Origin of the sequence: Paenibacillus sp. FSL R5-0908 (assembly GCF_038006245.1) — a bacterium.
Lineage (GTDB): Bacteria > Bacillota > Bacilli > Paenibacillales > Paenibacillaceae > Paenibacillus_AQ > Paenibacillus_AQ odorifer.
On record NZ_JBBOUV010000001.1, the window covers coordinates 2,853,307 to 2,871,561 of the forward strand.

27 protein-coding genes are annotated in these 18,255 nt (G+C 40.9%); 23 read left to right on the plus strand and 4 right to left on the minus strand.

Going from position 1 to position 18,255, the window contains the following annotated elements; translation table 11 throughout:
- Positions 1-64 precede the first annotated feature (64 nt).
- Complete coding sequence (locus MKZ09_RS12345) at positions 65-442, plus strand: YkvA family protein (protein WP_081389201.1); 378 nt, start codon at positions 65-67, stop codon at positions 440-442.
- A gap of 16 nt (positions 443-458) precedes the next feature.
- On the opposite strand, the gene MKZ09_RS12350 is transcribed toward MKZ09_RS12345, so the two are convergent.
- Complete coding sequence (locus MKZ09_RS12350; protein ID WP_076138826.1) at positions 459-851, minus strand: winged helix-turn-helix transcriptional regulator; 393 nt, start codon at positions 849-851, stop codon at positions 459-461.
- 150 nt (positions 852-1,001) lie between these two features.
- On the opposite strand from MKZ09_RS12350, the gene MKZ09_RS12355 reads away from it, so the two are divergent.
- From MKZ09_RS12355 to MKZ09_RS12420, 14 genes are all read left to right on the plus strand, one after another.
- Positions 1,002-1,676 (plus strand): NAD(P)H-dependent oxidoreductase, encoded by a 675-nt coding sequence (locus tag MKZ09_RS12355; RefSeq protein WP_076208169.1) that lies wholly within the window; start codon positions 1,002-1,004, stop codon positions 1,674-1,676.
- A gap of 187 nt (positions 1,677-1,863) precedes the next feature.
- Positions 1,864-2,274 carry a CidA/LrgA family holin-like protein gene (locus tag MKZ09_RS12360; protein WP_076208166.1) on the plus strand — a complete coding sequence of 137 codons (411 nt, stop codon included), beginning with the start codon at positions 1,864-1,866 and terminating at the stop codon, positions 2,272-2,274.
- Positions 2,274-2,960: an LrgB family protein gene (locus tag MKZ09_RS12365; protein ID WP_076208164.1), complete on the plus strand. Its 687-nt coding sequence runs from the start codon at positions 2,274-2,276 to the stop codon at positions 2,958-2,960. The genes MKZ09_RS12360 and MKZ09_RS12365 overlap by 1 nt, the downstream gene beginning before the upstream one ends.
- 94 nt (positions 2,961-3,054) lie before the next feature.
- Positions 3,055-3,234 carry a hypothetical protein gene (locus MKZ09_RS12370; protein ID WP_036689781.1) on the plus strand — a complete coding sequence of 60 codons (180 nt, stop codon included), beginning with the start codon at positions 3,055-3,057 and terminating at the stop codon, positions 3,232-3,234.
- A 166-nt stretch (positions 3,235-3,400) separates the two neighbouring features.
- Positions 3,401-3,580, plus strand: coding sequence for a hypothetical protein (locus tag MKZ09_RS12375; RefSeq protein WP_038570027.1), 180 nt, complete (start codon positions 3,401-3,403; stop codon positions 3,578-3,580).
- Positions 3,581-3,745: 165 nt separating this feature from the next.
- Positions 3,746-4,312 carry a putative ABC transporter permease gene (locus tag MKZ09_RS12380; protein ID WP_076138830.1) on the plus strand — a complete coding sequence of 189 codons (567 nt, stop codon included), beginning with the start codon at positions 3,746-3,748 and terminating at the stop codon, positions 4,310-4,312.
- A 146-nt stretch (positions 4,313-4,458) separates the two neighbouring features.
- Entirely contained in the window at positions 4,459-4,932 is a 474-nt protein-coding gene (locus MKZ09_RS12385; protein ID WP_076138831.1) for a DUF523 domain-containing protein, read from the plus strand.
- A 49-nt stretch (positions 4,933-4,981) separates the two neighbouring features.
- Positions 4,982-5,128 carry a hypothetical protein gene (locus MKZ09_RS12390; RefSeq protein WP_155288116.1) on the plus strand — a complete coding sequence of 49 codons (147 nt, stop codon included), beginning with the start codon at positions 4,982-4,984 and terminating at the stop codon, positions 5,126-5,128.
- A gap of 168 nt (positions 5,129-5,296) precedes the next feature.
- Positions 5,297-5,746: a DUF4362 domain-containing protein gene (locus MKZ09_RS12395; RefSeq protein WP_076138832.1), complete on the plus strand. Its 450-nt coding sequence runs from the start codon at positions 5,297-5,299 to the stop codon at positions 5,744-5,746.
- A gap of 30 nt (positions 5,747-5,776) precedes the next feature.
- Positions 5,777-6,250, plus strand: coding sequence for an NUDIX domain-containing protein (locus MKZ09_RS12400; protein WP_076138860.1), 474 nt, complete (start codon positions 5,777-5,779; stop codon positions 6,248-6,250).
- Positions 6,251-6,266: 16 nt separating this feature from the next.
- Positions 6,267-6,854: a histidine phosphatase family protein gene (locus MKZ09_RS12405; protein WP_076138833.1), complete on the plus strand. Its 588-nt coding sequence runs from the start codon at positions 6,267-6,269 to the stop codon at positions 6,852-6,854.
- Positions 6,851-7,090 (plus strand): hypothetical protein, encoded by a 240-nt coding sequence (locus tag MKZ09_RS12410; RefSeq protein WP_076138834.1) that lies wholly within the window; start codon positions 6,851-6,853, stop codon positions 7,088-7,090. Before MKZ09_RS12405 ends, MKZ09_RS12410 begins: the two co-directional genes overlap by 4 nt.
- A 9-nt stretch (positions 7,091-7,099) precedes the next feature.
- Complete coding sequence (locus tag MKZ09_RS12415; RefSeq protein ID WP_076138835.1) at positions 7,100-7,510, plus strand: ribosomal maturation YjgA family protein; 411 nt, start codon at positions 7,100-7,102, stop codon at positions 7,508-7,510.
- A gap of 24 nt (positions 7,511-7,534) precedes the next feature.
- A complete protein-coding gene (locus tag MKZ09_RS12420; RefSeq protein ID WP_036689792.1) occupies positions 7,535-8,326 on the plus strand; it encodes a lipid II flippase Amj family protein in 792 nt (263 codons plus the stop codon).
- Positions 8,327-8,344: 18 nt separating this feature from the next.
- Here the strand turns inward: MKZ09_RS12420 and MKZ09_RS12425 are convergent, their stop codons facing one another.
- Positions 8,345-9,151: a hypothetical protein gene (locus tag MKZ09_RS12425; RefSeq protein ID WP_076138836.1), complete on the minus strand. Its 807-nt coding sequence runs from the start codon at positions 9,149-9,151 to the stop codon at positions 8,345-8,347.
- Between the two features lie 204 nt (positions 9,152-9,355).
- Between MKZ09_RS12425 and MKZ09_RS12430 the strand changes: the two genes are divergently transcribed.
- Both MKZ09_RS12430 and MKZ09_RS12435 read left to right on the plus strand, forming a co-directional pair.
- Positions 9,356-10,213 carry an SDR family oxidoreductase gene (locus MKZ09_RS12430; protein WP_076208161.1) on the plus strand — a complete coding sequence of 286 codons (858 nt, stop codon included), beginning with the start codon at positions 9,356-9,358 and terminating at the stop codon, positions 10,211-10,213.
- A gap of 369 nt (positions 10,214-10,582) precedes the next feature.
- Entirely contained in the window at positions 10,583-10,984 is a 402-nt protein-coding gene (locus tag MKZ09_RS12435; protein ID WP_076130337.1) for a DUF4265 domain-containing protein, read from the plus strand.
- 85 nt (positions 10,985-11,069) lie between these two features.
- Here the strand turns inward: MKZ09_RS12435 and MKZ09_RS12440 are convergent, their stop codons facing one another.
- Complete coding sequence (locus MKZ09_RS12440; RefSeq protein ID WP_076208158.1) at positions 11,070-12,047, minus strand: alpha/beta hydrolase; 978 nt, start codon at positions 12,045-12,047, stop codon at positions 11,070-11,072.
- A 155-nt stretch (positions 12,048-12,202) separates the two neighbouring features.
- Here MKZ09_RS12440 and lepB point away from each other — a divergent pair, with 155 nt between their 5' ends.
- The 3 genes from lepB to MKZ09_RS12455 all read left to right on the plus strand — a co-directional run bounded on the left by lepB (position 12,203) and on the right by MKZ09_RS12455 (position 15,045).
- Entirely contained in the window at positions 12,203-12,700 is a 498-nt protein-coding gene (gene lepB / locus MKZ09_RS12445; protein WP_076138839.1) for a signal peptidase I, read from the plus strand.
- 184 nt (positions 12,701-12,884) lie between these two features.
- Entirely contained in the window at positions 12,885-13,922 is a 1,038-nt protein-coding gene (locus tag MKZ09_RS12450) for an HD-GYP domain-containing protein (protein WP_076138840.1), read from the plus strand.
- Positions 13,923-14,184: 262 nt separating this feature from the next.
- Complete coding sequence (locus MKZ09_RS12455; protein ID WP_076138841.1) at positions 14,185-15,045, plus strand: alpha/beta fold hydrolase; 861 nt, start codon at positions 14,185-14,187, stop codon at positions 15,043-15,045.
- A gap of 81 nt (positions 15,046-15,126) precedes the next feature.
- Here MKZ09_RS12455 and MKZ09_RS12460 read toward each other — a convergent pair whose 3' ends face one another.
- On the minus strand, positions 15,127-15,444 hold the full coding sequence (locus tag MKZ09_RS12460; protein WP_076138842.1) for a MazG nucleotide pyrophosphohydrolase domain-containing protein: 318 nt from the start codon (positions 15,442-15,444) through the stop codon (positions 15,127-15,129).
- 97 nt (positions 15,445-15,541) lie between these two features.
- Between MKZ09_RS12460 and MKZ09_RS12465 the strand changes: the two genes are divergently transcribed.
- From MKZ09_RS12465 to MKZ09_RS12475, 3 genes are all read left to right on the plus strand, one after another.
- The gene (locus MKZ09_RS12465) at positions 15,542-16,120 is read left to right on the plus strand and encodes an LOG family protein (protein ID WP_076138843.1); all 579 of its coding nucleotides are present in this window, start codon (positions 15,542-15,544) and stop codon (positions 16,118-16,120) included.
- 715 nt (positions 16,121-16,835) lie between these two features.
- On the plus strand, positions 16,836-17,585 hold the full coding sequence (locus MKZ09_RS12470) for a GTP pyrophosphokinase (protein ID WP_036689808.1): 750 nt from the start codon (positions 16,836-16,838) through the stop codon (positions 17,583-17,585).
- 156 nt (positions 17,586-17,741) lie between these two features.
- Positions 17,742-18,233 carry a cellulase N-terminal Ig-like domain-containing protein gene (locus MKZ09_RS12475; protein ID WP_076208155.1) on the plus strand — a complete coding sequence of 164 codons (492 nt, stop codon included), beginning with the start codon at positions 17,742-17,744 and terminating at the stop codon, positions 18,231-18,233.
- Positions 18,234-18,255: the final 22 nt, after the last annotated feature.

The following is an 18,255-nucleotide window of genomic DNA, read 5'->3' on the forward strand; positions in this document are numbered from 1 at the left end:
AAACATCAATTGAGGGAATACTTTAGGTATGTACGTCACATGAACCTTTCGGAGGGAACCGGCAATGAAGAAAGATAAGGTCAAGACTAGCATGGAGCTCACTGCAGAGGAATTTCCATATAGCAAAGAAAATGAGGAAATGGTAACGCAAAATTTTTGGACGAAAACTAAAAAGTTTGCAGGCAAAATTCCATTTACTAAAGATGCTATCGCAATGTATTATTGTGCCGTCGACGCTAAAACACCTTTATGGGCGAAAGGAATTGCTTTCGGTGCATTGGCTTATTTTATTTCTCCTATAGATGCTATACCCGATGCGATTCTAGGCCTTGGATTTACAGATGATGCAGCGATTATCGCAGCAGGCATAAAAGCGATATCCGGTCAGGTAACCAACGAACATAAGGAAAAAGCTGAAGCGTTTTTTAATGGGGAAAAATAAATGGTGCAGCATTAAGCTACACCGTAATATCTGTACCTTCAGGACAGCTTTCTGCGGAAAGCTGTTTTGTTTTGTACACCTCGCCCCAATCTTTCATGAGTTTAATAATAGGAATCAGTGTCTTGCCGAATTCAGTTAAAGAGTATTCGACTTTTGGGGGAACCTGATGGTAGACCTCACGGTGTACAACCCCATCCTCTTCCAACTCTCTTAGTTGCAGGGTCAGCATACGTTGGGTAATGCCCGGGCAGATCCGGCGGAATTCGTTAAAACGTTTCGTGCTATCAATCAAGTGATAGATGAGAATTCCTTTCCATTTGCCGCCTATAACGTCCAGTGTAAATTCTACAGGGCAAGCTTCTTTATTGCTTTCTGGGAAATTTCCGAAGCCACCTTTTCGGTCACGCATAGCTGTTCAACTCCCATGGTATCATTTTGTATACTACATAACATTATTGTGCGTACTTTTAAAGAAGTGATATATACACTAATATTAAGCATGTGATCGGCAAACAGTCAAATGCCCGTCGATTCTAACCAAGTAAAGGGAGTGTTACTCATGGATACTTTATCGTTAAACAAGAATGAAATCCTGTCTGCATATCAGTTTAGACATGCAACTAAAGAATTCGATAGCCATAAAAAAATTAGTGAATCGGACTTTCAATTTATTCTGGAAACTGGACGATTGTCACCAAGTTCATTCGGATTCGAGCCTTGGCGTTTTGTGGTAGTGCAAAGTCCGGAAGTACGTGAGAAATTACGTCCTTATGCCTGGGGCGCACAAAAGCAATTGGCAACCGCAAGCCATTTTGTGCTTATTCTCTCACGTCTTCCTAAAGATATGGCTGCTGACTCTGATTATATTAAAGGGATCATGGAGAATGTGCAGGAGTTGCCTCCGCAAGGAATGGAAGGAAAACGTAAAGTTTTTGATAAGTTCTTGAAGGTTGATTTCGGACTGATGGAGAATGAGCGGGCAATGTTCGAATGGAGCTGCCGGCAGACTTATCTGGCGCTTGGGAATATGCTGACTTCAGCTGCGTTAATCGGAATCGACTCTTGCCCAATGGAAGGTTTTGATAAAGTTAAGGTGGAGCAGATTCTGGAAGAAGAAGGGATTATGGACGCTGAGCATTTTGGAATCTCCTGTATGGCAGCTTTCGGATATCGCCTGAATGAACCACGTGGTAAGACCCGTCAAGGTGCAGAGCAAGTAATTCAGTGGGTTTAACGAAAATGAATTGTTAGCTTTTAGCCTGTAAAGTCTCTGTATTCTGGAGATTTTGCAGGTTTTTTTTCGATATTTCTTATAAGATTCAAAAAGTAATTGAAAGTTTCATGAAAACTCTGATACCCTTATGAAGGTGACTCAATATTAGTGCTATCGCTTTAACTTAATAATGAAGGGATCCTGCATCATGAAAATCATTCGCATTATTATCCAAGTGTTCCTGCTATATTTGTTCTACTTGGCTGGGGACTATCTGCAAAAGCAACTGCATCTCCCCGTTTCCGGGAGTATCGTAGGATTACTGTTACTTTTTGTTCTATTGCTATTTAGGGTCGTGCCTGTGAAGTGGATTGAAGAGGGTGCAACAACGATATTAGCTTATCTTCCGTTATTTTTTATTCCAGCGACAGCTGGGATCGTGAATCATATGGATATCTTTAGTGGTAGAGGTTTACTATTAATCCTAATCCTTATCGTTAGCAGTGTTCTCACGATTGCCGCAGCTGCACATTCTAGCCAATGGCTTACTAGCGTAAACCACAAGCTGAAAGCAGGATGGAGCGGCAAGAGACTAAGCGAAAAGGGGAAGGAAATATAATGTTTTTTATCGCAACAGGTATTGTACTGCTTAACGTAGCTATTTACTTGATGATGTCAGTAGTATATAGACGATTTCGTATTCCTGTACTTATTCCCGCGCTTACAGCCACAGTGATTGTTGTAACTTTACTACTATATTTTCATATTCCGTATGATACATATATGAAAGGCGGCCAATGGATTAACCAGCTGCTCGGTCCTGCTGTAGTATCATTAGCCTACCCATTATATAAACAACGTAATGTGTTGATTGAGAATCTCCCGGCGATTCTGGGCGGAGCAATTGTAGGACTGCTTATAGGGATGTTTAGTGGACTGCTTTTGGCGGCAGGTCTAGGCTTCTCTAAATTATATGTTTTATCTTTATTACCTAAATCGATCACTACGCCTGTAGCGATACAGATCTCGAACGGCTTAGGTGGGGACTCTTCTTTAACCTCTGTATTTGTTATGATTGCTGGATTTACAGGTGCGATTGGCGGACCTTTTATCATCAAGCTGTTTAGAATTCGAAGTGAGGTTGGAATCGGAATTGGTCTAGGAACCGCTTCTCATGCTCTAGGAACAGCAAAGGCCTTGGAATATGGTGAACAATCCGTTTCGATGAGCTCGGTTGCTATGACTGTTTGCGCGATAGTTGGCTCTTGTATCGGCCCACTAGTAGCGTGGATGATGTACCCCTAAATTATTCTTTTAATTGGACTATGTTTGCAAAACACTCCATCGGGTAACTATAACTAAGGAACAAAAAAAGCAAAGCACCTGAGGAGGATTTCACATGTCCGATCACACACAAGATGAAGCGGAAATCCGCAACAAGGAAAATAAAGAAGGCGATTCATTAGCTGAAATTAAGAAGATGGAGAACGGTGTAGACATCGAGCCAGAGGCAGATGAGTGGGTAGCCAAACCTGCTGAATCTTCACACCCAGATCCGCTTCCCGATAATTTGGAGTAAATGATTCGGAAGACAGACTGTCCTTTAGGGGACAGTCTGTTTTTGTTGATGATTATAGTAAGTATTGTATAATAAATAAAAGTACAACCGCATCAGAGTGTTTTCTCCAAGTTCGTCTTAGCTTTTCGCAAATTTCACAGATCTTTGCCAACGGGGAGGAAATGAAATGCGTAGTCGGAATGAGAACAGCCGTTACCGGCAAAAACGTGGTGAGGCTCTCGCAGGAAACTTTGAGAAAAAGTATGGTTCAAACTTTGGCGTACGCAGTGAGCTTAAGATGGATGCACTGAAGAAACAGAACGACGATCAGTTGCTGACGACACCTCATGAAGAAGAGCATAAATAATTAGAAAGTAACAAGTGGGAGACTTTTACTCCTGGCATTCTGGAATGGAGGCATAACCTTTTGGGTTATGTCTTTTTTAGTGCGCATATTTCCAGAACGATCAAGACATAATAGGGCCGGATGGACAACTAAGAAAATAATGACAACGGGAGGCGAGATTAGGTCATGATTATTCCTATATTTTCGTTAAGTGGAGATATAGCAGTTACTGTGGTGGGCCAATACTTTTTTTATTTTATGGTCTATTCCTTTTTAGGTTGGGTATTGGAAGGGACCTATAATCTATACAGTAATGGAAGCTTTCGTAAAGAAGGATTTCTAAAAGGTCCATTTAAGCCGATGTATGGCTTTGCTCCACTATTGCTATTGATTGCTAGAGATTTGACGCTGCCACTTCCGCTTTTCCTATTTCTTGCGCTAATCATTCCTTCTGCTGTTGAATTTATAAGCGGTTGGCTGTTAAAAACAGTATTCCATAAGCAATGGTGGGATTACTCAGGAATGTCTTATCAACTGCAAGGGCATATTTGCCTGCGTTTTTCTCTATATTGGTGGGGGCTTTCAGTAGCTAGTGTGTATGTAATTCAGCCGCTTATGGAGCTTTTATATTCGGGTGTTCAGCCTATTTGGAAATTCGTGCTTCCAATCGTGGGGTTCTACTTTTTGGCAGATTTATTATGGACCTGCTGGAGCCGGTACCGGATGGAGAAAACGCCGCAATATCAGAAATAATGATTTTCTATATGTATACCACGAGTCTTCTTTTGTGTACCAAGCACAAACATTTCGTGGACAGGCATTTCGATATTGCATATCCGTTTCTAGTCATAAATAATATAGCAATATATTAAATACTAGACGGACTGGTGGCGATAACGATGACAGGGAAGATTCTAGTGAGCGCATGTCTGTTAGGGCATAAAGTACGTTATGATAATGGCGATGTTCCGTGTCTCGATGCCCGATTCCTAAAGTGGTATGAGGAAGGGCGTTTTGTCCATATTTGTCCTGAGGTAGTGGGAGGTTTGCCAACCCCTCGTCCTGACGCACAGCGGCAAGAAGATCGGGTTGTGACGGGGGCAGGCATCGATGTTACGGAGCCATTTATGAAGGGGGCTCAAGCCACACTAAAGCTGGCCATGGAGCATCAGGTTGCATTAGCTATTTTAAAACAAGATAGTCCTTCATGCGGAAGTCTGTATATTTATGATGGAACCTTTAAGGATACGAAAGCACCGGGAGAGGGTACCACTACGGAGCTGTTGAGGAAAAATGGGTTTAAAGTATTTGGCGAAGATCAGTTGGATGAGGTCGAGCAGGAACTCGCACGTATGGACGGGTTCATTCTTTAAGTAATAAATAGGCTGTAGGATACATAGTGTGTATAAGGGGAACGAAGCAGTGTCCTTGGGAGAGGAAATGCCGTCCGATGAGCCATCCTTCATTTGGGATAGGAGGCGGACGCAGATGAGTATTGATCAGCTCATTGCTTTGCTCGTTCTTGTCATTATGATCGTACAGCTTGCTGGCACAAAAGGTAAACACTAAGTCTCACCTCATTGTAACTGCTTCCGGAGCTCAGGATTTTTTGAGTTCGGAAGCTTTTTTTGTCCACGGTTATGCATATTGTGAAATCTAAAGGATTCTTTCATAGTGATGTCTAATATACATATAGTGGGTTTTCGGGAAGTCCAAGGAAAGAACTTAGGGGGAACTATGAAATTTAGAACATGGATAATCATTGTGCAGTTGTTTATGATTGCTGTGCTTGTAGGCGTGTTGGCGGCCGATCTAGGTGAGACAGGCTCAGATGAGTCTAAACATGATGATATTTTAATACATTTTGATCAAAAAGATTTAAACAGGATGAAAGAAACCGTTCAAAGGTTTAGTGAAGGTAAAGGGGATAACCTGATGTTGATTGAACCAACCACGGATAGTGGACGGTTAATTCATGATTTCTATTCTAATGGTAAAGAGCTTCATTGGGTAAAGGATGATACAAGAGATGCATGGAGTAGTAGTCCTGGGAAGATCGAATATGTATGCAAAGCGATTGAACTAATAGAGACAGGTGAGCGATTTAATGTCGAGTTATCCCAATGTAATGTTCAGCCAGATGGTGAGAAAATAAACGTGATCAGCTTTTTAAAAGAAAGATTATAAACCCATTTACGGAGAGGATGGATGATCAATATGCCGATGTCTGAGTACTATCAAGGGATTCGTGGGAAAGTGGGCTCAGAATTATTAATGATGCCTTCCGTAGCTGCAGTAATAAGAAATAAAGAGGATGAGATTCTGTTCATCCGCAAGCCAGGGGAATCTTTGTGGGGATTGCCTGCGGGAGCGATTGAGCCAGGGGAGCGTCCCGGAAGAACCTTACGCAGAGAGGTATATGAAGAGACAGGGTTGATGGTTCATCCTACGTCGATTTTAGGTGTTTTTGGTGGAGCAAAATATAGATACGAATATAATAATGGCGATCAGGTAGAATATACGGTTATTGTATTTGAGTGCTCTATCATCAGAGGAACGCTTAGAGCTATAGATGGGGAGATCGAAGAATTTAAATTTTTCAAAGAGAACGAGCTGCCAGAGATTGCAATTCTTTATCCTAGAGAGATTTTTATAAAAGACCGAGAGAAGACTGCAACGATATTTGAGTGACTGAGAGGAGTGCCTCATGAAGACATACATTTATATGGTTAGACATGCAGTATCACCTTTTGTATTAGGGAATGAGCGGGAACGGGGATTATCCGAAAAAGGACACGCCGACGCTTATAGAATCAAAGAGCTTTTGGCGGAGGAGAAAATTACACATTTTGTCTCTAGTCCATATAGACGAGCCGTAGAGACAATTAAGTATTTGGCAGAAGCTTCGAACCAAGAGATTGAACTGTATGAAGAACTCAGAGAACGAGCAATCGGAAGTGTCGAGATTGAAATCAGTGAAGATGATTTTCTGCAGGGCATTCGGACATCGTTCAGCGACAAGCAATATAAAATGCCGGATGGAGAGAGTACCCAGGAAGCACAAGAGCGTGCAATTCCTGTCATCAAGCAATTAATTCAACAGCATAAAGGCGGCAATATCGCATTAGGTACGCACGGGAATATCATGACCATTATCCTAAATTACTTTGATAAGAAGTATGGATATGAGTTCTTTGAACAGACGTCCAAGCCGGATATTTATAAGCTGGAATTTGAAGAATTGGAGCTTTCCCATGTGGAGCGGCTGTGGGACTCCGAAGTGCTGAACAGATGAAATATTTTATAAAGCTGAATGCACTAAGCGTACTTTATGCCTTTATGTTGTTTATTGTAATAGAGCTGCCATTGAATATTTATCGAATCAGCAGAATTTCCGGCTTGGTGGTTCCCAATGATAAACCTGCACCGGTAACAGGACTGATCATAATAGGAGCGATGATTATTTATCCGTTTTATATCGCAATGATTAGTATTATCGCAAGCATCAATTTTAAGTCAGAAGCTGGATAGAGGTTGGACATGAGGATCAATGATCTGAAAGAAAGACTTTTTTATACTTGTATCTGCCTCGTTGTTATTGTATTGGGGTTAAGCTCTAGAGTGTTCACGGATCAGCTGCCGTTGTTTGTATCTAGACATTTCGGAGATGCGCTTTGGGGCAGCATGGTTTATTTTATGTTTCGGGTCCTACTGGTAAATCAAAAGCTAAGGCTCGCCTTTATATGGAGTTTGGTGTTTAGCTTCGGTATAGAATTTAGCCAGCTGTATCAAGCGGAATGGATCAACAGCATCCGTTCTACAGTATTGGGTGGTCTAATTCTCGGAAAAGGATTCCTGTGGATCGACCTTGTTAGATATTTAGCGGGCATTGGCCTTTGTTATGGATTGGATCAATACTTTCACCAAAAGGTGCACCGAAATAATAAATAGTGTTTATTGGAGAGGAACCTTTAAATGGTAAATAGTTTGATTGTGGTATGCTTGCTTACGATGATTATTCACACGGCAGAAACCTTATCGTATTCGGTACGATACGCCGGAGTGAAGCTGAACAAGATAGCCATTGCGTTATCTCTCACAGGCATTATTGTTCTCGTCTCAAGAACTGCAAATATGATCCAAGCTCCACTGACGGCTAAATTCGTAGATTATGCCAAAATACATTCAGATTTTCCACTTCTTAATTACTTGAGAATTATATTATTGGCTTCTTCATTAGGGACTTTAATTGCCATTGCGGTGTTCCCTACCTTTGTAGGCTTGTTTGGGAGAATCATCTCTAAGCTTGAGATCGAGGGTTCTATCCCAAAACTGCTTACCAGTGTGACGATCGGGCAACTAAAGAACACAAGAAAATACATAAGAAAACCAAAAGTGAATCTATATAACTTCAGATACCTGGGGATTCCTAAACGTTTTATTGTGATGAATGTTTTTGTTACAGCCTTTTACACCGTAGGTGTCATATCATCTTTGTATGCTGCTCATCTAATGCCTCAATATAGCACGACTGCTTCTCAAGCTTCCGGACTGATTAACGGTATGGCGACTATTCTGCTGACCATATTTATCGACCCACAGCTTGGTCTTATTACCCATAAGGCTACTGAAAATGTAGAATACCGTGATCAGCTAGGAAAAATATATGTGGTATTGATGGGTTCACGATTTGTAGGCACTATATTTGCTCAGCTCCTAATTGTGCCCGCAGCTCAACTAATTAGTATGTTAGTGAAGCTGATTTGAGCCGGTGGGGGCGAATTATTAGGGAAGTTTAGATTCTGCTGCTCGTAGTGCTAGCGAAATCTTCTGTTCCCAGCTGTAAATATTCTGCTGCATGGAATGAATGCGTTTCATTTGCTCATAGGATGATTTCAATTCTGTGGCGGCTCTAACTGCATCTCCTTGCTTAACAGCTGCTTTATATTGTTTGTCAGCTTCCGCGCGTACTTTCTGCGTGGCAGTGAGATTCTTACTCTCGGCAGTTATTTGTTTCTTTAAAGCAGTGATGGATGCCAACGCATCTTTGACGGGTTTAAGCTTAGCAGCAGTTTGCTTGCGAGCGGCTGCCAAAGTGGTTGTCTTTGTCTTAATTTCGGCTCGTGCGAGGGTTACAGCAGCCTTTAGTTTATTACGCTTCAGGTCCAGCAATGTGACTGTTTTCAAGTCTTTTGCTTTCTTGGCTGCGGTAGACTGTTTACTGAGTGTGCTGTATTGTTCCAGAAGGGGAGCGTGTTTCTTCTGAACTGAGCTAGCTTCTGAAGATAAGCGGCTTAACAGTGCTTGATCTGTTGACTGTATGACGGTACGAATAGATTTCAGAGCGTCATTATTCTGTTTGCGTAACTTCTGAATTTTTGAGTTATCTGTCTTGAGGGTGGCTTGAAGCGCGGTATAATTACCATGAAGACTGTTAATATCATCCAGCGCAGAATCCCAGACAGTAGCAGACGCAAGTGTGAGGTTACAGGTTAAGAAAGCTGCTACCAGCACTACTTGAGCCACCCATTTTAAATCTCTAATTCTGAAAATGTTCTTTCTACATCTGACGGTGCTTTTTGGCTTAAACATTCCTCTCAGCTCCTTAATGGATTAGTTAATATACGCAAAAAAGCACCTCCAAGATAGGCATAGACGCCTGTCTTGCGAGGTGCTTCTCCCGCACAGAAATATAAAAGATGCTCTTACTATAACTTGAAATTAATGGATAGTCAATGAATAATAGAACGTTTGTTTGCTTGTTTTTATAATTGTGAAATACAAAGGGGAGTAAATATGAGTTCACATCTAGAGTATGGGCATGATCGAGTGGCCCTGATTACCGGAACCTCCAGTGGATTTGGACTGCTGACAGCGCTCAAATTGGCTGGGCAGGGGTTTAAGGTGATAGCAACCATGCGTGATTTAAGCCGTAAAGGCGAGCTGGTGCAGCAGGCAGAGCAGGCAGGGATCCTAAAGCAGCTTCATTTAATGACAATGGATGTAACTGACAGCGATTCTATAGAGACAGCAATATCTTCAGTACACGAAACATTTGGAAGAATTGATGTTCTAGTCAATAATGCAGGTTTTGCCATTGGCGGTTTCATAGAAGAAATATCTATGGAGGAATGGCGGCGGCAAATGGAGACGAACTTTTTTGGATTAGTGGCTGTGACAACAGCTGTGCTGCCCATTATGCGAGAACAGCAGAGCGGCACGATTATTAATGTGGGAAGTGTAAGTGGATTATCCGGATTTCCAGGTTATGCGCCTTATGCAGCTTCTAAATTTGCTGTTGAAGGCTTCAGCGAAAGCCTGCGTCATGAAATGTCCCCTTATGGAATAAGGGTTGTATTAATTGAACCAGGCTCCTTCCGTACACCGATATGGGGAAAAGGCATGGAGCAAATTCAACGTAAGGAGGATTCTCCGTATAAAGCACGTCTTGACGCTGTGCTACGATATTCCAAACATACCGCTGAGACAGCGCCTGACCCTAGTCAAGTGGCTAATCTTATCGGTCGTATTGCCGAAATGAAAGCACCACGGCTACGTTATCCTATCGGCAAAGGTACGCGAATCTTAATCTTAGGCAAAACGCTGCTTCCATGGAAGTGGCTGGAGAGAATTATTGCGAAAGAATTGAGGTGATAGGATGGAGTCATCCATAAATTTAACAATCATTAAACTAATAGGTTATGTGTCCAGTTTGATGACCGTTTTTTTATGGCTAATTTTTATATTCATCAATCCTTATGCTGAGATTACGAATCGCTCCACTCTTGTGATTAGTATAATCATGTTGTTATTACCGGCGGGGTTATTAGCAATAGGAGTCTTTTTAAACAGAAGTCGGCTAATGCTGCTTGCATTTATCTGGAGTTTTCCCTACAGTTTATATATGTTATTAACGCCCGGAATCTTTAGGTTGTTCGGGATTACGAGCCTAATGTATTTACTTTGTTTTGTGTTATTTAGAATGAACAAGATTAGATATTGAACAAGAATAGAGGTGTGCCGATGCTAGAATCGTCCGGAATCCATATCTGCTTCAACGCAGATGGCCGTGAAATAGAAATCCTCGATGTTACTCCATTTGGCAAAGATAAATTTCGAATTGAAGAGACACCGATTTTTAATCCAGCTGTTACAATGGGAGATATTATACAGGTGAAGGAAGAAAATGGAGTCTATTATTACCAAGAGACGGTTCAGAAATCTCCTTTCAAAAGATACGCTTGGCTGCTTAGTAAAGAAGCGGTGGATTCAACGGCCATTGCAGCTTTTAAACATAGAATTATAGAGAATGAAGGCAAATGTGAGTTGATCTTTGGCGGTTTGTTCGTCATTCATATTCCTAAGAATACTTCGATTGATGTTGATGGGGAAATGAATCGGATTATTGAGCGGTTCGAGATTTGAATACTAAGAAAAAAAATGCTGCGTCATGAAATGCAAGGAAACTTGCACATGATGGCCGCAGCATGGAGAATAGAAGAAACGCTTTTTATTTTATTTCTTCCATAAACGTCTTGAAATTTTCAGCGATATCTTTTGATTTGGTATGGTGCAGATAATGTCCTGCATCAAGTTTTACCAATTTTCCTTGTTTAGAATTTTTGACTTGCTCTTCATGCAATGATATCCAATCTTTTAAGAGAGTATCATCCCCTTGTACAAAGAGCAAAAGGGGAAGATCCTTTGGAAAAGTTGAATTTAGAGCCCCTTTATAATTAGAAGCCATATGTCCCATTTCATTTAAGTGAGTGTAATTATAAGTGTTTCTAAGCGTAAACAATCTCAATTGTTCTTTAGTTTCATCATCAAACGGCAATCCATCGTAAGGGTTTCCGCTTGATTTCAATACCAATCTGCCCAAGCCTGATTTTCTAAGAAATTTTAATTTTCCTGAAGGTATTTTAACATTTGTTCTGTCTTCCGTTGCAATACTGTTATCAATCCCGACAAATGCACTCACTTCGTTTGGATATTTGTTCACATAATTCAAACTGTACATACCGGAAATAGAGTGTGCCATTAGAATATAACGGTCAATATTAAGCTGTTTTACAGCTTCATGAATTTCACTTACAATATTTTCTGTAGTTCGTTCTTTTTCAGTTCTATCACTTAATCCATAACCGAAAGGCTCAATCGTGACAACTTTGTAAAATGGAGATAGTTCATCTATTAGCAGCTTAAAATCAAGTCCCGGTGCCACCGTTCCATAACCAGGTAAAAGCACGACTGTCTCTTCGCCATTTCCTTGAATCAAAACATTCATATTTTTACCATCGACGCTTACAGACTGACCATAGGGTTTTATTTTAGCTTGGTCCGATTTATTGAGGAAAATATTAGCGACAAAAACAGTCACTAGAAAAAGTACTATTGCAGTAGCTAAAGCCCCTAAGGAAATAAGTGTAATTTTTAGCGGTTTATTCATCCTTTTTTTAATAACCTCTTCTTCTGGTATCACTCGCATCTTCTCCTGTTCTAATCGCTTTATTCTAGCTACCTAACGAATGGCTAAAGGAAGCTTACCTGATGAAGATGAACTATACATGACGACATTATGAACTGAATATGAACCAGCTGAAAAAAGTTTGACTCTATAAAATGAATGTGAGGTGAGCAATAATGTTGAAATTTATGAAGCAATGGTTGCCGAGTATTGTGATCGCAGTGGTTATTTCTTTGTTTGTTAGAACCTATGTTGCTGAAGCCATGAGAGTTCCAACGGGCTCTATGATCCCAACGATTCAAATCAATGATCGCTTAATTGTTGAGAAAATGTTATGGATGACCACACTTGAGCATGGAGATATTGTTGTATTTACGCCACCTGTAGCTGGTGATGAAAATAAAAGATATGTAAAAAGGCTAATGGGGCTGCCTGGAGATACCTTGGAAATTAAAGATGGCGCACTTTACCGAAATGGAGCGAAGGTTAACGAACCTTACCTCAATGAACAAATGGATTACACTTTTGGACCGGTTACGGTACCCGCCGATCAATATTTTTTTCTCGGAGATAACCGGAATATAAGCTATGATGCTCATCTGTGGGATACTCCATTTGTGTCGAAGGATAAGCTGATTGGGAAAGTGATCGCTGAATTTAGCAATCCCTTTTAGGTAGTGTGTAAGACGGATAAATGTAAGGCTTAATCTCTAAAAATAGATTTAGGGGTGCTGAAGTCGCGGGGGTCTTTTGAACTAACCGAGTGGTTTAATGAGTCTTTAACCATATTGTTACTTTGGAAGAATTTAGCTATCCTTAAGGTAAAATATACCTACATATAGTAAGGGGTGCTGAATTTTGAAAGCTCATGTCACAGATCTAAAACATGGCGATTGTCTAATAGCAGATACATTCAATAGTGTTGGCCTACACGTGCTTCCGAAAGGGACAGTGGTCTACGGAGAAGAAATCACCATCCTGATGAGGCATCAGATTGATTATGTCGATATTGAACCACGCATGATGGCGCTGGATAATGATGAAATGAATGTGGCACAAGGGATAGATGGTAATTTTGATCAAGCCATCCAAAACTATGAATCTATATTTCTGGAAGCACTCAGCAAGGGTAGCTTTACGCAGTCGGATGTTGATAATACGCTGCAGCCATTGTTGGAGAAATTGGATGAACAAAAGGATGTCGTTTCTTTATTATTGCTGCTTGAACGTGATGATATCAGTACATACAATCATTCATTGCAGGTCGGACTGTTATCTTTTTACATAGCGACTTGGTTAGGTCATACAAAAGCCGAAAGATTTGAGATTAGTAGAGCCGGTTATTTGCACGATATCGGAAAAAGCCAGATTGCTCCACATATCTTAAATAAGACGGATAACTTAACTCCCGAAGAATCAGAAGAACTAAAACGTCATACTACGTATGGATACGATATTATCCTTAAATCGATGAATGACGAAAAGACCGCACTAGTGGCGCTTCAGCATCATGAATTCGAGGATGGTACAGGTTATCCTAACAATCTCCGTAAACAGGACTTGCATCCGTATACGCAGATTGTTGCTGTCGCAAATACTTATGTAGGCATGACCTTAGGAAGAGCGAACCAACCAAAACAAGGCCTGATTAACGTTCTGCGCAAGGTGCATGAGCTTGGATTTGGCAAACTGAATGGAAATGCGGTACAAGCCCTGATCGGACATTTATTGCCGAATTTTGTGGGTAAGAGCGTTCAGCTTAGCAATGGTGAGCAAGGTACGATTATTATGAATAATCCGTTGGATATTTTCAAACCTCTGGTAAAAATAAATGAGACTACGTTCAGAGACTTATCTAAAGAGCGTAATTTGACTGTTGAGGAAGTATTTATTTAACGAATATTTTTGTGGCGATAAATAGTAGGCTATCTCCCTGATCCGCAAAATCAGGGGATAGCTTTTTTGTGTTATAATCGAAATTGGGTTAAAAACCCTTCAATATGGAATAGGAGAGTGCTTATTGTGATTATCAAATTCATTCGTTTACGTTAATTTGAGGTGCAATTCAATGATGACATCATCCATTTTTTCAAAATGTATTGAGTCTTATTTAACTGTGCATTCATTGATAAAATTCGAATGAAATGAGGAATGAATAATGAGCGAAAAAATAGTAAAAGTAAACGGAATTGATATATGTTCGGAAAGTTTTGGAGATCCTAGCAATCCTGCGATATTGCTGATTATGGGTGCCACATGTTCTATGGTTTATTGGGATGAAGAGTTCTGTCAGCGATTAGCTGATACCGGACGTTACCTTATTCGTTATGATAACCGGGATGTCGGACGTTCCGTTGTCTATGAGCCTGGGAGTTCCAATTATACCGTGATAGATATGGCTGATGATGCCGCTGGGTTACTAGACGCCTATAATATAGAACAGGCAAATATCGTTGGGATGTCCTTAGGCGGAATGATTGCCCAAGTCCTTGCTACACGTCATCCGCAAAAAGTTCTAACCTTAACCTTGATCGCATCTAGTTTTTTTGAAGCTGATGATAATGATCGGAACTTGCCTCCTATGGATGAGCGGATCCTCGCATTTCATGCAGATGGGGCAACACTGGATTGGTCTAATGAGGAAGCGGTAGCCAATTATTTGGTTTCAGGTTCCGGCATACTCTGTGGTTCAAAACATAAATTCGATGAGAAAAGAGCGTATAAACAAGTATGGATGGAAATAAAACGTGCCAACAACTTGCTTAGCATGTTTAATCATTCTCTCCTTACAGGGGATGCTGACTACGAGGGCAAGGCGAAAAATATCATGGTTCCTACTTTGGTTATCCACGGCACAGAAGACACGGTGCTTCCTATAGAGCATGGATTGGCGCTTGCTGCGGAAATTCCTAATGCGTCGCTTCTAACCCTGGAAGGAACGGGCCACGAAGTCCACCCGGCTGATTGGGAAACCATAATCAAAGCCATTTCGAATCATACGTTAGGCAGTAAAGCTTAACAGGGCTTAAAGATTAAAATAAAGAAGGACTACAATTCGGTGTTGCCGATTGTAGTCCTTTTTTTTAGGATTACTTCGTCCCTAGGAATTAAATCGCTTCACTAATTTTTCTTTATGTGCAGTAAAAGCCTCTTCTAAAGTGATGCCATATAAGTCGGCTAACAATGCGATATTTCCTAGAACATCCCCGATTTCCTCAATCAAGTCGGTTCTCAGTTGTTCTGGAGTACGAGTCGATTCATCCGGTCGATCTCTGCCGATTTCATAGGAGCGTACAGCTCGTGCGACTTCACCTGTCTCTTCCATTAAGAATCCGACTCTTATAAAAGGACCATAAGTAGTCCAGCCTCGTTCTCCATAAAAATGCTTAATCCACTTCTGCACTTCATTGATTTCCATATTATGTAGCACTCCTTAATCTTTCACATGATTTATACTCCAACATATAGTATATTAGATAGCGGACATTATCAATATATAGTTTGGAGATGAGATTTTGAAATCAATATGTGTTTTTGCAGGGTCGAATTTAGGGGTGCATGAGGATTATAAAGCTAAAGCTGTTGAGCTTGGTAATTACATGGCTATGCATAATTATCGTTTAATTTATGGTGGTTCAAAAATCGGATTAATGGGTGAAGTCGCTAATGCTGTTTTGAATGGTGGAGGCGAGGTAATCGGGGTAATGCCTAGAGGATTATTTAATGGGGAAATGGTACATAGAGAATTAACGCAGTTGATAGAAGTAGAGGATATGCATGGCCGTAAAGCAAAAATGGGAGAGCTGGCAGATGGCTTTATTGCTTTACCTGGAGGGTTTGGAACGTATGAGGAGCTCTTTGAGGTTTTGTGCTGGTCACAAATTGGCATACACAAGAAGCCGGTAGGGGTTCTAAATATCAGGAATTATTTTGATCCTCTGCTGAATCTGATTCATAACAGTATCCAAGAAGGCTTTTCTAATTCTTCGCATCTCAGCCTGCTAAACGTATCCAACGAGCCGTTGGAACTCCTGACTCTTTTGAAGGAGTATATTCCGCAAACGCTTGAGCAAAAGTGGAAACAGCTCAACTGAATAATGAAACTTTCAGTTCAATGATCGGGTACTCGGGTACACTGTGTTCCTGGACGTAAACCAACCGAAATCAGGCTGCGCTTTCTCCAAGACCTTCACCGCTGAGCGTTCGGACTCAGAAGGCGTTATTCGCACTTAGGTTACTTTAGGTTCTTGCGCGATTTGAACTATCCCCCATGCTTGTGAACACACTTTTCCGATGGATCGGACTCAGATGACCTTATTTCTCCATTTCGAATGTTTTAGGCGAGCTATCGGACTATATTGCAGCTATTTACTCATAACCACACCGATTCTGCACTGTTACATGGTAATAAGAGCTATACGGTCCGATACTTCTGAAAAATGCTCCAAAAAGCTCAAATAGCTGCAATACAGTCCGTAACATATTGAGGGTCTTTGGCTAGTTTGGTTATTTGGGTTACTTTAGTCACTTGGGCATCCTTGGTTTGGTTTTTAGGTTTATCTCCGTTTGAGCAGGGTTTGGGACTCCAGTGACGTTATTTCGTATGAAGAGGCTCATATTTTGTGTTTTTTACCAATAGCGATTATGGGGTCCGATAGCGACTTCGCAAGTGGATTCGACGCGCAAAAGGTACGTAATCAAACGAAGTGTGGGGTTTGGATTATGGATACAATACCGCTGAATTTGAATTTCACTAGTGGATTGGCTATGATAAATATAGAGAAACGCTACAAGAGGAGAAATGAGATAATGACCCCCGAGAATCAAATCGAACAATTTAAGAAGCTTAAGCACGATATTACTCGTTTCATGTTGATTTATAAATTCGCATTGGATGAGATGGAAACGAAGATTGAGATCCTAAAACAGGAGTTTCAGTCTCTGCATGATTACAGCCCAATTGAACATACCAAATCGCGTATTAAGTCACCAGAGAGTATCATGAACAAGATGCTGCGCAAAAACGGAGAATTATCGCTGAATTCAGTGAAAAATTGTATTAAAGACATCGCTGGTCTGCGGATCACCTGTTCTTTTATCTCTGATATCTATCATGTTAGTGAGATGCTTCAGAAGCAGGATGATTTAACGGTCCTTGAAGTGAAGGATTATATTAAGAATCCCAAACCTAACGGATATCAGAGTCTTCATTTGCTGATTCAAGTCCCTGTTTTTATGTCCGATCGCCAGGAGCTTGTCTGTGTAGAAGTTCAAATTCGTACCATTGCTATGGATTTCTGGGCAAGCCTCGAACATAAAATCTTTTATAAATATAATAAATCAGTACCAGAGAGTATGACTCGTGAACTGAAAAATGCGGCGGATGCCGCTCATGCCCTTGATCTGCAAATGGAGCGTCTGCACCGGGATATAAAGGAAATCAAAGACGATGATGAAGATGATCTTAGCTCCTTTGAGGAAGAGCTTCGCCGTATAGTGGTTCATAATAAGCAGTTCACACTTCCAGCTAACTTTATTAAACTGCTTGACGACAAATAAGCTGTTTTGTCCGCCTAGAGTTATCCGTTTCGTTTCGGGTGACTCTAGGTTTTTTCTTGTATACAACATTGCCATAGATAACTAGAATAGAGTATTCTCAACTAGAAGAGAAAGGTTACTTCAGCTTCATCATTTTTACATAAAAGGAGAATGAAGATGAGCGAGCGTACACTTCGCACCATTACTGTGAATCAAATCGGATATCCGCTGGATGGAGAAAAAATCGCAGTATTTACAGGTGCTGAGCATGATTTTCAGGTAATTGATGTTGATAGTGGAACTATTGTGTTCAAAGGTAGATCAGATGCTGGAAAATTTGATAAAGCCAGTGGAGTAACTTTGCACACAGGTGATTTCTCGGAGGTCAATACTGAGGGAAGATATCGGATTGAGCAGGGCGAGGGTCTAGCTTCGGTATCCTTTACAATCTCAGATCAGCCTTATCATGAGCTTCAACAGGGCTTGCTGAAAGCTTTTTATTATTATCGCTGTGGCGTTGAGCTGACTGAAGAATATGCTGGAGATTGGAAGCACAAGGCGTGTCATACCGCAAAAGGGATTGTATATGGGCAACCGGATCTTCAACTAGACTGTTCGGGTGGCTGGCATGATGCAGGTGGCTATGCCAATGCCTTGATTTGTCAATGAAATTGCGGTTTTTTCCCACATG